The organism is Acidobacteriota bacterium, assembly GCA_016184105.1.
Taxonomy (GTDB): domain Bacteria; phylum Acidobacteriota; class Vicinamibacteria; order Vicinamibacterales; family 2-12-FULL-66-21; genus JACPDI01.
Window position 1 is genome coordinate 23,324 of the sequence record JACPDI010000021.1, and the last position, 14,604, is coordinate 37,927.

At 67.5% G+C, this 14,604-nt stretch carries 10 protein-coding genes; 6 read left to right on the forward strand and 4 right to left on the reverse strand.

The window, feature by feature from the left end; genetic code table 11:
• The first annotated feature begins 1 nt into the window (after position 1).
• The 3 genes from HYU53_07690 (at position 2) to HYU53_07700 (ending at position 3,706) form a co-directional block, all read left to right on the forward strand.
• Complete coding sequence (locus tag HYU53_07690) at positions 2–1,255, forward strand: glycosyltransferase family 4 protein (protein MBI2221076.1); 1,254 nt, start codon at positions 2–4, stop codon at positions 1,253–1,255.
• A complete protein-coding gene (locus HYU53_07695; protein MBI2221077.1) occupies positions 1,252–2,313 on the forward strand; it encodes a glycosyltransferase family 4 protein in 1,062 nt (353 codons plus the stop codon). The genes HYU53_07690 and HYU53_07695 overlap by 4 nt, the downstream gene beginning before the upstream one ends.
• 88 nt (positions 2,314–2,401) lie before the next feature.
• A complete protein-coding gene (locus tag HYU53_07700; protein ID MBI2221078.1) occupies positions 2,402–3,706 on the forward strand; it encodes a glycosyltransferase family 4 protein in 1,305 nt (434 codons plus the stop codon).
• A 54-nt stretch (positions 3,707–3,760) separates the two neighbouring features.
• Here the strand turns inward: HYU53_07700 and HYU53_07705 are convergent, their stop codons facing one another.
• From HYU53_07705 to HYU53_07720, 4 genes are all read right to left on the reverse strand, one after another.
• A complete protein-coding gene (locus HYU53_07705) occupies positions 3,761–5,209 on the reverse strand; it encodes a sigma-54-dependent Fis family transcriptional regulator (protein MBI2221079.1) in 1,449 nt (482 codons plus the stop codon).
• Positions 5,210–5,249: 40 nt separating this feature from the next.
• Entirely contained in the window at positions 5,250–8,168 is a 2,919-nt protein-coding gene (locus HYU53_07710) for a PAS domain S-box protein (GenBank protein ID MBI2221080.1), read from the reverse strand.
• A 116-nt stretch (positions 8,169–8,284) separates the two neighbouring features.
• Positions 8,285–10,141 (reverse strand): TonB-dependent receptor, encoded by a 1,857-nt coding sequence (locus tag HYU53_07715; GenBank protein MBI2221081.1) that lies wholly within the window; start codon positions 10,139–10,141, stop codon positions 8,285–8,287.
• 61 nt (positions 10,142–10,202) lie between these two features.
• Positions 10,203–11,264, reverse strand: coding sequence for a hypothetical protein (locus tag HYU53_07720; protein ID MBI2221082.1), 1,062 nt, complete (start codon positions 11,262–11,264; stop codon positions 10,203–10,205).
• Positions 11,265–11,285: 21 nt separating this feature from the next.
• Between HYU53_07720 and HYU53_07725 the strand changes: the two genes are divergently transcribed.
• The 3 genes from HYU53_07725 to eno are packed head-to-tail and all read left to right on the forward strand — an operon-like array spanning position 11,286 to position 14,604.
• Positions 11,286–11,978 carry a cyclase family protein gene (locus HYU53_07725; GenBank protein MBI2221083.1) on the forward strand — a complete coding sequence of 231 codons (693 nt, stop codon included), beginning with the start codon at positions 11,286–11,288 and terminating at the stop codon, positions 11,976–11,978.
• A gap of 42 nt (positions 11,979–12,020) precedes the next feature.
• Positions 12,021–13,295, forward strand: coding sequence for a glucose-1-phosphate adenylyltransferase (gene glgC / locus HYU53_07730; GenBank protein ID MBI2221084.1), 1,275 nt, complete (start codon positions 12,021–12,023; stop codon positions 13,293–13,295).
• Between the two features lie 10 nt (positions 13,296–13,305).
• On the forward strand, positions 13,306–14,604 hold the full coding sequence (gene eno / locus HYU53_07735) for a phosphopyruvate hydratase (GenBank protein MBI2221085.1): 1,299 nt from the start codon (positions 13,306–13,308) through the stop codon (positions 14,602–14,604).

Below are 14,604 nucleotides of genomic sequence, written 5' to 3' on the forward strand. Positions count from 1 at the left end.
CATGCGTAACGTTCACCAGGTGCTCGCGACGCTCAGCTACGGCGATGCCATCGGCCACGAGGTGCTGGGCATCCAGCGCGTGCTGCGCGCGCGCGGCTTCCGGTCCGAGATCTACGTGGAGACGGCGCACCCCCGTCTCGAGCACCTCACGCGGGACTATCGCGAGATGGTGGCGCAGGTCGGCACGGACGACCTGCTCATTCATCACTTTTCGATTGGCTCGAAGGCGTCGCGGATTTCCTACGCGCTGCCCGCGCGCATGATGCTCGTCTACCACAACATCACGCCGCCGGAGTACTTCACCGGCGTCAACAAGGAGCTGGCGGAGAGCTGCTTCCTCGGGCGCCGCGAGCTGGCGGGTTACGCCGGACGGTGCGAGTTGGCCGTGGGAGACTCCGAGTTCAATCGCGCGGAGCTCCAGGCGCTCGGCTTCGATCCGACCGCCGTCCTGCCCGTGGTCCCCGATTTCTCGCACCTCGATGGGGAGCCGAACGCCTTCGTGGCGCGCGCGTTCGATGATGACTGGACGAACATCCTGTTTGTCGGGCGCGTGATCCCGAACAAGCGGTTCGACGACCTCGTGCGAATATTCCACGCGTACCGCACGCGCTGCAACCGCCGCTCGCGGCTGCTGCTGGTGGGCTCATCCACCGGCTTCGAGAGCTATCGCACGCAGCTGTACCACCTGATCGCGCAGCTCGGTACGCCTGACGTGTATCTGACGGGTCACATCACGAACGAGGAGCTTGCGGCCTTCTACGACGTGGCGGACCTGTTCCTCAGCGCCAGCGAGCACGAGGGCTTCTGCGTCCCGCTCATCGAGGCGTTCTACAAGGAAGTGCCGGTGCTCGCCTACGCGGCGACGGCCGTGCCGTGGACGCTCCATGGCGGCGGCGTGCTGTTCGAGGACAAGGATCCGCGAGCCGTGGCCGCGCTGATGGACGGCATTCTCTCCGACACGGAGGTCCGCGACGCGGTGCTCGATTCGCAGGAGCGGGCGCTCGAACGGCTGCTCGCCGAGGACTTCGCCGGCACGCTCATGGGGCACGTGGAGCGGGCCTTCGCGGCGCCGAAACGCACGTGCGAGGTCGCGTTCGACTTCTGGCAGCAGGTGGATACGTACGAGCGCCTGAAGGCCCTGAAGAAGGTCCGGCCGGCGTTGTACGAAGCGCTGCCGGCGGAGGTGCCAGGGGCCGCGGGGTACCAGGGGTCAGAGGCCGGGTACCAGGGGCCAGAGGCCGGCGACGAGGGATGATCGTCAACCAGTGGGTGCCGGCGGCGCACAGGGGCGACGCGATCGGAGACAGCGCCCGTCGCGTCAGGGACATGCTGCGACAGCGGGGGCACCAGTCCGACCTCTTCGCGATGACCGTGGACGACGATCTGCGCGACGAGGTTCTGCCGTTTCCTCACGTCGCGGCGCAGCGCGGCGACATCACGATCTTTCACTTCGCGCTCCCGTCGCCCATGACCGGCGCCTTCGCCCGCGTGCCGGGCGTCCGGGTGATGCAGTACCACAACATCACCCCTGCGCATTTCTTTGCGCCCTACGCACCCGCGCTCTTCCGCCTGGCCGCGCTGGGGCGGCAGGAACTCGCCGCGCTCGCGGGCAAGGTGGACCTCGCGCTCGGCGACTCGGAGTACAACCGGCGCGAGTTGGAGCAGCTCGGGTTCACCCGGACGGGAGTCATGCCGATCGCGGTCGACCTGCGCCGCATCACCGACGCGCCGCCGCGCCCCGCGCTCGAAGAGATCCTGGACGATCGGCTGACCAACATCCTCTACGTCGGACGCATCGCACCCAACAAGAAGATCGAGGATCACGTCCGCCTTGCGGAGCACTACAAGCGCTACGTCGACGCGGAGTGCCGGTTCATCTTCGTGGGCCGCTACGACGGCGTGCCGCGGTACTATGCCATGGTCCGCGCCCTCATCGAGCGGTACAGGATGCTGCCGGAACGGTTCCTCTTCACGGGCCCCGTCCCGGATGAGGACCTGGCCACCTATTACCGGATGGCGGATGCGTACGTCTCGCTGAGCGAGCACGAGGGCTTCTGCGTGCCGCTGCTGGAGGCCATGGCGGCCGGCGTGCCGATCCTCGCCTACTCGTCCACGGCCGTGACCGACACCCTGGGCGGGGCGGGCATTGAGTTCTTTCCCAAGGACCTCGAGTTCGGAGCGGAGCTGCTCGGGTCGCTGGTGTTCGACGAAGGCGTGCGGGAGCAGGTACTCGCCGGCCAGCGCCGGCGCGTGAACGACTTCGGCGACGAGCGCACCGTGCGCGAGCTGGACAAGTGGCTGGGTACGATATGAACCACGAAGACCACCAGGAACACAAAGGAGCCCGCGAGGATCCTTGTGTACCTCTTCGTGCTCTTGGTGGTCTTTGTGGTTATCCATTATGAAGATCGGGTTCGTGATTCAGCGGTACGGCACGGAGGTCCTCGGCGGGTCCGAGTACCTGTGCCGGCTCGTGGCCGAGCGACTCGCAGCGCGCCACCCGGTCGAGGTGCTGACCACCTGCGCGCGCGATTACATCACCTGGAAGAACGAATACCCCGAGGGCCCGGACCGTGTCCGCGGGGTGACGGTGCGCCGTTTCGCCACGGCGCACACCCGCGACCTCGAGGAGTTCAATCGGTACTCCGACTGGATCTACGCCAACCCGCACACGCGGCAGGACGAGATCGAGTGGTTGAAGCAGCAGGGCCCGTGGTCCCCCGCGCTCGTCGAGTATCTCCAGCGCCAGCACGCGTCGTTCGACGTGCTGGTCTTTTACACGTACCTCTACGCGCCGACCGTGCTCGGTCTGAAGATCGATCCCGCGCGCAGCGTGCTCGTCCCGACGGCGCACGACGAGCCGGCAATCCGCCTCGACATCTTCCAGGAGGTCTTCAGCCTCCCGGCCGGCCTCGTGTACAACACGGACGCGGAGCGCCGGTTCGTGCGCGCCAACTTCCGCCTGCGGGCGCTCGCCGAGGAGGTCGTGGGGATCGGCGTCGACATCCCGCGGAGCAGCGAGGAGACGGAGCCCGCGCCCCTGGCATCGGAGGAGGAGGGACGCGTCGAGGTCGAGGTGAGCGAGGACCCGGAGCGGGACCACGTGCACGATGAGGAGTCCCCCACCTTCCGCAACCACCTCGCGCACAAGGGGGAAACGTTCCGGCGGCGGCATCGGCTGCACGGGCCGTTCGCGCTCTACGGCGGCCGGATCGACGCGGGCAAGGGCTGTGAAGAGCTGGTCGAGTACTTCAGCAGCTACGTGAAAGAGGGAGGCGAAGGATCGCTCGTGCTCATGGGCGTGAAGATGATGCCCATCCCGGATGAGCCGTTCATCCGCTTCGCCGGCCAGCTACCCGACCAGGAGCGCTCGCACGCCGTCGAGGCCGCCACGGTGGTCGTGGTGCCCTCTCCCTTCGAGAGCCTGTCAATCATCGCGCTCGAGGCCTTCGCCGCCGGCACCCCGGTGCTGGCCAACGCGCGCAGCGACGTGCTGGTGGATCACTGCCGCCAGAGCAACGCGGGGCTGTACTATGCCGACCGCGACGAGTTCGTCGAGTGCCTGCGGCTCCTGATGGGCGACGAGAAGCTGCGCCTGGCGATGGGACGCAACGGCCGCGAGTACGTCCGCCGCAACTACCGGTGGGACATCGTCATGCAGAAGTACGAGCGGGTGTTCGCGAAAGTGCGGGCCGCGGGAAAATAAGGGGGACAGTCACACTTTCCGAAGCAGCGGCCCGGGAAAGTGTGACTGTCCCCCTTATTCTCCCGCGGCCTCTGCCGACAGCTCGGCGGCCTCCTCGTCGGTGACGCCCCTCCGCGGCCTCCTCGACCGGATGTCGTGCCGCTTGATCATCTCGTTGAGCGTGGTCGGCTTGATGTGCAGCAGCTCGGCGGCGCGCTTCTGCACCCCTCCGGCCGCCTCCAGCGTGGACTCGATCAGCCGCTTCTCGAAGTCGTTGATGACGTCGCGGAACGAAATCCCCTCCGGTGGCAGCACGAACTTTGGCACCTGGAAACGTCGCGTGGACTTCACGTGATCGGGCACGAGCGACGCGTCGATCCGGGATCCTGACGAGAGCACGACGGCGCGCTCGACGACGTTCTCGAGCTCGCGCACGTTTCCCGGCCAGTCGTAGTCCATCAGCAGGTCCAGCGCGTCGGGCGCCAGCTCGAGATCCTGCCGGTTGTTTTCCTCGCCGTACTTCGCGAGAAAGTGCTGCGTCAGCAGCGGGATGTCTTCCTTGCGCTCCCTGAGCGGCGGCAGCGGCACGGTAATGACGTGCAGGCGATAGAAGAGATCCTCGCGGAAGCGCCCCTCCTCGACCATCCGGCGAAGGTCCACGTTCGTCGCGGCGATGATACGGACGTCGACGCGGATCGTTTCGACGCCGCCCAGGCGCATGAACTCGCGCTCCTGGATCACGCGCAGCAGCTTCGCCTGCGTCTCGAGCGGGATGTTGCCGATCTCGTCGAAGAAAATCGTGCCTTTGTCGGCCAGCTCGAACAGCCCCTTTTTCGGATAGATGGCGCCGGTGAACGCCCCTTTCACGTGGCCAAAGAGGTTGGACTCCAGGAGATCGGGCGGCAGGTTGCCGGAGTTGACGGTGATGAACGCACGGTCGGCGCGCGTCGAGTGCGTGTGAAACGCCCGCGCCACGAGCTCCTTGCCGGTGCCGCTCTCCCCCTGGATCAGGATCGTCGTGCGGCTGGGAGCCGCCTGGATGATCAGGTCGAAGACCTGCTTCATCCGCGAGCTGCGGCCGATGATGCCGCCGAATTTCGCCTGGCTCGCCTGCAGGCTCTGCCGCAGCGTCTTGTTCTCGGTGACCAGCTGGCGGCGCTCGATCGCGATCCGCAGCTTCGCGAGTACTTCGTCGTTCTTGAAGGGCTTTGGCAGGTAGTCGAGCGCGCCGCGCCGCATCGCGGTGACGGCGCTATCCACCGATGCGAACGCCGTGATCATCAGGACCGGCAGGTCCTCGTCTATGCGCTTGAGTTCCTCGAGCGCGTCGAGCCCGTTGCCGTCCGGGAGCATGACGTCCATCAGGACCGCGTCGACAGGCACGGTGCGGGCGAGATCGAGCCCCTCGGCGGCGGTGGAAGCCACCTTCACCGCATATCCCTCGCGCGTCAGCAGCGCGTCGAGGATTTCCCGCATGATTTCCTCGTCGTCGACGACGAGGATGGTGCCCTTGTTGGACTGCATGATTCCCGTGAGTGCCGGCGCCGCCTTCGCAGGCGGCGCGCTAGCTCTTGGCGGCCTGCTCCGCGCGGGTTGCCGCCAGTGGCAGCGACAGGGCGAACCTGGTGCCCTGCCCCTCGGCGCTTTCACACGTCATTGTACCGCCGTGTTCCTGAACGATACCGTACGTGATCGAAAGCCCCAATCCGGTGCCCTTGCCGATGGCTTTGGTGGTGAAGAACGGGTCGTAAATGCGAGACAGGTGCTCCACCGGAATCCCCAGCCCGGTGTCGGAGACCTCGATGAGCGCCGTGCCATGCTCGCGGCGCGAGATGACCGACAACCACCCGCCGCGCGGCATGGCGTCCCTCGCGTTCAGGAACAGGTTCAGGAAGACCTGCTGGAGCTTGTATTCGATCCCGTCCACGATCGGGGTCGCCGTGCAGAGTTCCTTCCTGACCTGGATCTTCGCGTTGCGCAACTGGTGGTCGAGCAGCGCCAGCACGTCGTTGATGACCGCGTTGACGTCCACCGGCCCGGTCTCCACCTGCGCCGGGCGCGCGAGGTTGAGCAGGCCATTGACGATCTTGGCGGCGCGGAAGGTCTGGCGCTCGATCTTCTCCAGCAGCTTCGTGCGGGGGTCGTCCGGGTCCGCACGGTCGAGCAGCATCTGCGTGTAGCTCGAGATCCCGGTGAGCGGTGTATTCACTTCGTGCGCCACGCCGGCCGCGAGCAGCCCGATCGACGCCATCTTCTCGGATATCTGCAGCTGCTCTTCGAGCTGCACGCGCGAGGTGATGTCCTCGATGATGACGATCGTGCCCGCCGTGTCTCCGGCGGGCGTCCTGAGCGGCGCCGCGGCCACGTTCACCAGGAGACGGCGCGGCCCATCGGCGTGCGCGCTCGCCAGCGGCACGCGGTACAACAGGGCCCCCGCCGGCGACTCGCGCCGCGCGGCGCGCAGCGACTCGACGAACGACGGCTCGAAGATCGCATCGAGCGGCCGGCCCACGGCGTCCGCGCGCGCGAGGCCGAACAACTGCTCGAGCGGCGTGTTCCAGCGAAGGACGCGGTCCTCCAGGTCGACGACGGCGAGGCCGTCGCTCAGCGACTCCAGGATGCTGTCGCTGAACTGGCGCATCCGATCGACCTCGTCCGCCTTGACACGCAGCTGGCGGTACAGCCGCGCGTTCTCCAGGGCGGTGGCGGCCTGCGCGGCGACGGCAGCGAGCAGCGCCATGTCCTCGCTGCTCAGCGGCTCGCCGCTGGCGCGCCGGCCGAGCGCCATGACGGCAATCGTGCCTTCCTTCGAGACGCAGGGCACGAAGTAGTGCACGCCGCTGTCCTTCCACGCGGCCACTTCGTCCGGCGAGTACCGCCGCGCCGTGAACGCGTCCTCGAGGGACACCGCCTGGCCGGCGAGCAGCCGCGACGCGATCTCGGACTGCCGTGCCAGATGCGGCCGCTCGTCGGGGTCGAAACCGGCCGCGGCGATCACGCCGAACGCATGCGGCGTCCGCTCGCTTCCGTCGGGAGGCGCCAGCATCAGCGCCATCCGGTCGACGACGAGGGTTTCGACGACGCGCTGCACGAGGCGCTCGCTGAGCCGCTGGAGGTCGAGATCGCTGTTCAGCTCTCGCGCGAATCCGACGAGCGCGCGGCGGTAATCGTACCGATCCCGGTAGTACACGCGGTCGAGCGCCATCTGGATGGCGTTCTTCACCGGATTGGCCAGGAGCACGACGACGAGCGTCGCCAGCAGGGCGATGACCGTGTTGTGCTCGTCGCGGCCGTCGAGGAAGACTTCTCCCGCGAAGCGCAGCAGCATGGCGTAAATCGCCGCAATCGCCGCCACGGCGGCCGCATACACGAGGCTGCGCTTGATAATCACCTCGACGTCCATCAACCGGTAGCGGACAATCGCCGAGGCGAAGGCGAGCGGCACCACGCCGACGAGCAGCGCCGTCAGCTCCACGGCCGCAGGGGGGCGCATGCCAAGGACGAACGGCACGACGTACCCGAACACGAACGGCACCGTGCCGAGCGACGTGCCCCACACGATCCAGCGCAGCTGCCGTCGTGCGGTGACCGACCGCACGCGCGCCAGCGCGCGCACCATCACGGCAAGTCCCGCGCTCAGACAGACGGCGAGATACACCAGCTCGAGCCTGTCGAGCCACTCGATCGTGGTCGACAGCGACGCCCCGTTCTCGCGTGCCAGCGCTGTCACGCGAAGGCCGCCGAGGGCGAACGCCGGCAGGTACAGGAGCGGCAGGAGGGTCCGGCCGGTATCGGTGCGCACCCACGCAGTCGGGCGCTCGGGGAACACGAGCGCGAAGTGAACGAAGAGCGGCGGGAGGAGCAGCATCGACACCGCGTCGCCCCAATAGAAGATCCGGTCGAGCGTGTCGAGACGGCCGCTGAACGAAAACGCGAGCACGCCGTAGAACGCCACCGTCAGCCAGAAGAAGTGCAGCGTCGCCTGGTCGGACGGGCGGCGGAGCCGCACCGACGTGCCCACAAACAGCGTGAACATCGCCACGCCGGCGAGCAGGTAATACAGCAGCGGGTCCCCTTCAGGGACCGGGGCCAGCACCACGTCGGCCACGCGCTCGGTGCCGGCGTGGAAGATGGTGTAGGTCAGGCCGTCCCCTTCGCGCCCGCGGTGCATCGCCTGCACCACGTCGTTGACCGATTCGATCGGCCGGCCGTCGATCGCCAGCAGCGTATCGCCGGGCTCGATGCCGGAAGCGGTCGCGGGCGAATCGGGCGCCACGGCGCGCGCGACGACATCGCTGCCCGACAGCGCCCAGAGCACGCCGTCCTCGACCTCGTGCCACGTCGTGCGGACGGCGATGTTCGCCGCGCCAAGCGACGCGAGGACCGCAGCAATGCCGACCGGCAGCACCACGCGCCAGAGAAGCAATCCGCGACGGCTCTGAGAAGTGTCCACGTGAACCGTGGAGAACGAAGCAAGAGGCATACCCCGGCCGGCGGGACTGGTCACGAGCTAAACGGCTGAAAAATAGACAATTATCCTGCGAAAAGCGCTCACAAAATTGTGCGCCATTCAACGGGACGGAACGGCGGATTCAAATTTTAGAACTTCACCTGCACGCCGCCTATGACACGCTTGGGCGGCCGGATGACGAGCAGCTCGTCATAGGTGGACGAGGCGCCATCGAGCGGGTCGCGGAACAGGTCGCGGATGCCGACCAACACCTGCCACTCGCTGCCGCGGAACGGCATGAACGGGAGTGCCTGCCGCACCTGCAGATCGAATCTCGCGCCGAGCGCGCTCAATTCGTCTTCGGCGTAACCGGTGCTGACGCGGTAGAAGAAAAAGACGCGCGTGGCGGTTTCCGAGATGTCCGCCTCGACCGACGTCGCGATGTCGTGCACGTCTTCGCGCTCGGGACGCAACGCGACGGGCGCGATGCGCTCGAGCACGATTGTATCCGGCGACGTCCAACGCGCGCGCGTGAGCGAGTAGTCAACGGCGCCGCGGAAGCGCTTCGACGCGGGCGTGCTCAACTTCACGCCCCACCCGTCCGAATCGACCGCGCCGACGCTGCCGACCAGATAGTGTCCAACGTCCGTGCGCTCGCCGGGCCTGCTCGACGCGCCGAAGATGGTGACCAGCTGGTCGTCAACGGACTCGAAGAAGCGCCGCACCGCGACCACGCCGCTCTGGAACTCACGCTCGAGCGTCAGTTCGATCGCATGGATGCGCTCGGCGCGGAAGTCCTCGCCGGGCAGCGGCGAGAACGTGCGCTCGGGCGGGAGCCACGGTCCGCCTGTCTGCGACGGGAGCAATTCCTCCGCTCCCGGCGCGCGGAACCGCTGCGAGACGGCGGCGCGCACGTGCGTGTTGCGCGCGACGTTCACCGCGAGCGCCACGCGCGGGCTCCACAGGTCGTCGCGGCTCACGTAGTCGTACCGCGCGAGCCGTGCGCCGTAGGCCAGATGCACGTACGGCGAGATCGCCCAGTTGTCGTACGCGTAGGCCGCGCCGACGCGGCGGCTGCCGTCCGACCGCACGGCCAGCGCCGCGGGATTGCCTCCCTGGTATTCCTGCGCGCCGTACGACACGCCCATGTCGAAGGCGTGCGCACGCGGGCCGCGCGCGGCGAACGAGCCGGCCACGATCCAGGACGACACATCCCCCTGGCTGACCGCGGCCTGCACCGTCCATCCGGCGCTGTCCGCATCGCCGCCGCCGAGCTGCACGTACGTGACGCCGCGCGGCAGGCCGCCGGCGAGAAGGCCGGATGAGCGATCGAATGCGCTGGTCGTCAGCAGGTTGATTTCGCCGGAGAACGGCAACGCCGCGAAGAGCGACGCGAAGGCGGGGGCGCCCCGGCTGAAATCGCCGGCCCCATCTTCGCCGAGCGTCACGACATCGGAAGCATCCTTCAACACGCTGCGCCGGGCGTGGCGCAGCCGCCAGGCGGCTTCCGTGTGCGGGTGCGGGGAATCCACGACGGCCGGCTCGCCGGCCGGGTCGACCGGCGTACCGGGCGCCTCGCCGGCGAGTCCTGCCGCGAGGATGTGCGGCTCGGTCCCCGCCGTCGCGATCGATTCTGCGCGCCTCAACTCGAGCGTCCTCACAATCCGCGCGATCGGGCGCACGTGGACGTATTCTTTCTCGGGCAGCGAGAATCCCGCGCGATGCGCGCGGAGGAGATAGCGGCCGGCCGGCAGGCTGTTGAAGCCGAACCGGCCCTTGCGATCGGTGACCGCGAAGACCATCGTCTCGCCGATGGCCGAGACGGTGGCCCCCGCGATGGCGGCTCCGTGGTCGTCGTTGACGATTCCGTGGAGGCTTCCCTGGCCGGCGCGCGCGACCTGGACGACCGCCTCCTGCACGGGCGCGGACGCGGGCTGCGCGTGTGCAGCCGGCGCCGCGCAGCCAACGAGCACGGCGGTCGTGAGCAGCCCGTTCAGGCGTGTCATACGTCCTCCCCCGACTCTGTGAATGCGCGGAGGACCAAGATCGGCCGCGCTCGCCGGCCCCTCAGGGCGCGACGATGAACGTCACGTCGCGCGTGATCGTCTTGCTGCCGAGCTTGTCGTTGATCTTGATCTCCAGCCGGTATTCACCCTCAGGGAAACTTGCAAGCGGGATCGTCTGCCCGCCCACCACCTGGTGCCCGGCCCGCACGTCGAACTGCGGCGGCAGCGTCGTCGCGTTGAACAACTGCGGCTGGGTGCGGTTGAAGAATTTCTCCGTCTCGCCGGTCTTCTGGTTGAAGCGATACTCGACCTCGAGGTCCGGCTTGCCCGTCTCGTTCACCTGCGCGTTGTAGATCAGGAAAATAAGCGAGAGCTCTTCCTTCTTCGTGAAGCTCTTGTCGGCGGCCGGCAGAATCTCCATGCCGCCGAGCACGTACGGACGCGCCATCTGCTCTTCAGGGGACAGCGGCGCGGAGAGCTGGTCGATCTTCTCGGCGAGGATGACCGGGCTCGTGGTCAGCTCGGTGCCCCAGTACTGCGGAACGGTGATCGGCTGCTTGAGAACGGCCGTGCGGCCGATGGCGGCCTTGTCCTTCGACGGCTTGCCCACCTGCTCGGCGACGGCGACATAGACGTCATAGTCGCCGGCCGGCACGGCGAACGCGCGGCTCACCGAGTAAGGCTGCCCGGCCCCGGCGGCCTTGAGCTCCACCGGCTGCAGGTCCTCGAACGGATAGATTGGCGGCGCCGCCGCCTTGTCCTGGTCCTTCGCCTTTTCGCCGGGCTGCGCCGGCGCGGCGGCGCCACGCGTCGCCACACGGATGTAGGCGACCGCGGGGCCCTCGTTCAGCTTCGACGGGTCAATCGAAACGGTGAAGGGCACGTACGTCCGGTTCTCCTGCGCCTTCAACGAGAGGTCGTTGGACCACGTGATGCCGGAGTCCGCGGATGGCTGCGCCATGGCGGCGTCCACGCTGCGCGACATCGCAAGGTACTGCGCCCGCTTGGCCTCATCCTGCTTCTTCTGGTTCTTGTCGTTCTTGCCCTGAGCGAATGCGAACACGGGCAGCGCGATCCCCACCGTCAGGACCGCTGCCGACCGCCGGATACGAGATGAAAACATCGATGACTCCGTGAACGTTTCGTGAGATTAATCGAGAATCATACCATGATATTATCCGCGGTTCGGACCCGCCCTGCCATGCCATTCATTGATATTTCCGTCCCAATTTCCTCGCGCGTACCCACATGGCCGGGAAACCCGCCGGTGGTGATCGAGCCGGTCAGACGCATCGCCGCGGGGGGCTCATCCAACCTGTCCCGACTGTCACTGGGCACGCATACCGCGACGCACGTGGACGCACCTCGACACTTCCTCCCTGACGGTGCCGGAGCGGACGAGTTGCGGCTGTGTGACCTGGTCGGGCCTTGCGAGGTCCTCGACATGGGCGAGGCAGCGCCGGGCCAGGGGGTGACGGCCGCGCTCCTGGCGCGCGTTGCGGGCGTGACCCCGCTTCCACGAGTGCTGCTGAAAACCCGCAACGCTATCCTGTGGGACGGGCGCCCGTTCTCGCAGGAGTTCGTGCACCTCACGCCAGACGCCGCCGAGTGGCTGGTGACACGTGGTGTGCGCGTCGTCGGGATCGACTATCTTTCCGTGGAACGGTTCAAATTGCCGGGCGCGCCGGTGCACCACGCGCTGCTCGGCGCGGGCGTCATCATCATCGAGGGGCTCAATCTTGCCCACGTGGCGCCGGGACGGTACGAGCTCATTTGTCTGCCGCTTCTGGTCGAGGGCGCTGACGGCGCGCCGGCGCGCGTGATACTGAGAAAGTGAGGGAGCGTTCGGGCATACGCTGGGCGCTCCTGCCGAATCATGCTGGACGACACCATTGTCATCGTGCTCGCGGGGGGCGTCGGCGAGCGCCTCTCTCCGCTGACGAAGGAGCGCGCGAAGCCGGCGGTGTATTTCGGCGGGCCGTACCGGATCATCGACTTCACGCTGAGCAACTGCATCAACTCCGGTCTGCGTCGGATCTTCATCGCGATGCAGTACAAGTCGCTCTCCCTCAGCCGCCACATCAGGATGGGATGGAGCGTGGTGGCCGAAGAGCTCGGCGAGTTCATCGAGATCCTGCACCCGCAGAAGCGGGTGCACGAGCACTGGTACCTCGGCACGGCGGACGCGGTGTACCAGAACCTGTACTCCATCGAGCGCGAGGCGCCGCGGCACGTCATCGTGCTGGCCGGCGACCACGTCTACAAGATGGACTACGCGAAGATGCTCCGCTACCACCAGGAGCAGAACGCGTCGGTGACCATCGCGACGATCGAGGTGGCGCGCGAGGAGGCGTCGCGCTTCGGCATCGTCCAGGTGGACGCGCAGGATCGGGTCACGGGCTTTCTCGAGAAGCCCCGGCCCGACGTTCTGCCGGAAGGGGAAGACGTCCTGGCGTCGATGGGGATCTACATCTTCGAGATCGACGTGCTGACGCGCGCGCTGGAGGAAGACGCGGGACGGCAGACCTCGCACGATTTCGGCAAGGACATCATCCCGTCGCTCATCGGCCGGGTGCCGGTGTCCTCGTATCGCTTCTATGACGAGAACAAGAAGGCCGCGAAGTACTGGCGCGACATCGGCACGCTCGACGCCTACTTCGAAGCGAACATGGACCTGTGCCAGGTGAGCCCGGAGTTCAACCTGTACGACCCGGAGTGGCCGCTGCGGACCTACCAGGGCCAGGCACCGCCGGCGAAGTTCGTCTTCGCGGACCACGGCAACCGCAGCGGGCAGGCGCTCGATTCGGTGATCTCGGCCGGCTGCATCATCTCGGGGAGCCAGGTCGCGGGTTGCGTGCTGTGCCCCAACGTACGGGTCCACAGCTTCTGCCGCATCGAGCAGAGCATCCTCATGCCCGGGGTGCGCGTCGGCCGGCACGCGCGGATCCGCCGGGCGATCATCGATCGTGACGTCTTCATTCCGCGTGGCGCACTGATCGGGTTCGACCACGAAGAAGATCGCCGCCGGCATACTGTGACGGAGAAGGGCGTCGTCATCGTCACGCGCGAGGACGAGCCGTTCATCGGCGACATTTCAGAGGAGGCGCTGCGCGTCGAGGCGGAAGCGGACCGCCGCGGCGCGGAGGGCCGATGACGGAGGCGCGGTGAAGATCGACCGGATCAAGGGGCGCGAGGTGCTCGACTCCCGCGGCAATCCAACCGTCGAAGTCGAGCTCACGCTGGAAGGGGGTTCGTCCGGCCGCGCGGCGGTGCCGTCCGGCGCGTCCACCGGCACGCGCGAGGCGCTGGAGCTGCGCGACGGCGAAAAGTCGCGGTACTTCGGCAAGGGCGTGCGCAAGGCCGTCAGCCACGTCAACCACGAGATCGCGAAGGCGCTGCACGCGCGAAACGCCGACCAGCGCGCCGTTGACGATTTCCTGCGGACGCTCGACGCCACGCCGAACAAGGCCAGGCTCGGCGCCAACGCCATGCTCGGCGTGTCGATGGCACTGGCGCACGCGATGGCCCGCGCCGCAGGCGTGCCGCTGCACGCGCACCTGGCGAAGCTCGCAGGCACGCGCGGCGGCGTGCTCCCGGTCCCGATGATGAACATCCTGAACGGCGGGGCCCACGCCGACAGCAACGTGGACTTCCAGGAGTTCATGGTGGTGCCGGCCGGGCTCCCCACGTTTGCCGAGGCCCTGCGCGCCGGCGTCGAGGTGTTTCACTCGCTGCGCGGCATCCTGAAGAAAAGGGGGCTCGCCACGGGCGTGGGAGACGAGGGAGGATTCGCGCCCAGCCTCTCGTCGAACCGCGAGGCGGTGGAGGTGGTGCTCGAGGCGATCCGCCAGGCCGGCTACAGGGCTGGCGAGCAGGTGTGGATTGCGCTCGACGTCGCCGCGAGCGAGTTCTGGGACGAGGACAGGCCCGGTACGTACTTCTTCAAGAAGTCGGGCGATGCGCCGAAGAGCGCCGACGAGATGATCGCGCGCTACCAGGACTGGGTGCGCCAGTACCCCATCATCTCGATCGAGGATGGCCTCGCCGAGCAGGACTGGGACGGCTGGAAGAACCTGACCGGCGCGCTCGGATCCCGCGTGCAGCTGGTCGGGGACGACATTTTCGTCACCAACCCGGAGATCTTCAGGCGCGGGATCGATCGCGGCATCGGAAACTCGATTCTGATCAAGCTGAATCAGATCGGCACGGTCACCGAGACGCTCGACGCGATCGCGATGGCGCGCGAGTCGAAGTACACCGCCGTCATTTCACATCGAAGCGGCGAGACGGAAGACACGACGATCGCCGATCTCGCCGTCGGGACCGCGGCCGGCCAGATCAAGACCGGGTCGGCCAGCCGCTCCGACCGCGTGGCGAAGTACAACCAGCTCCTGCGGATCGAGGAGGCGCTGGGGAGCGAAGCCAGGTACGCGGGCAAGGCCGCAATCGGACCACTCACCTGA

What these genes read in the sequence shown, in the direction of transcription:
- HYU53_07705 (MBI2221079.1), bottom strand. Translation starts at nt 5,209, where the DNA reads ATGCAGTCCAACAAGGGCACCATCCTCGTCGTCGACGACGAGGAAATC.
- HYU53_07720 (MBI2221082.1), bottom strand. Translation starts at nt 11,264, where the DNA reads ATGTTTTCATCTCGTATCCGGCGGTCGGCAGCGGTCCTGACGGTGGGG.
- HYU53_07690 (MBI2221076.1), top strand. Translation starts at nt 2, where the DNA reads ATGCGTAACGTTCACCAGGTGCTCGCGACGCTCAGCTACGGCGATGCC.
- HYU53_07710 (MBI2221080.1), bottom strand. Translation starts at nt 8,168, where the DNA reads ATGCCTCTTGCTTCGTTCTCCACGGTTCACGTGGACACTTCTCAGAGC.
- HYU53_07700 (MBI2221078.1), top strand. Translation starts at nt 2,402, where the DNA reads ATGAAGATCGGGTTCGTGATTCAGCGGTACGGCACGGAGGTCCTCGGC.
- HYU53_07715 (MBI2221081.1), bottom strand. Translation starts at nt 10,141, where the DNA reads ATGACACGCCTGAACGGGCTGCTCACGACCGCCGTGCTCGTTGGCTGC.
- HYU53_07695 (MBI2221077.1), top strand. Translation starts at nt 1,252, where the DNA reads ATGATCGTCAACCAGTGGGTGCCGGCGGCGCACAGGGGCGACGCGATC.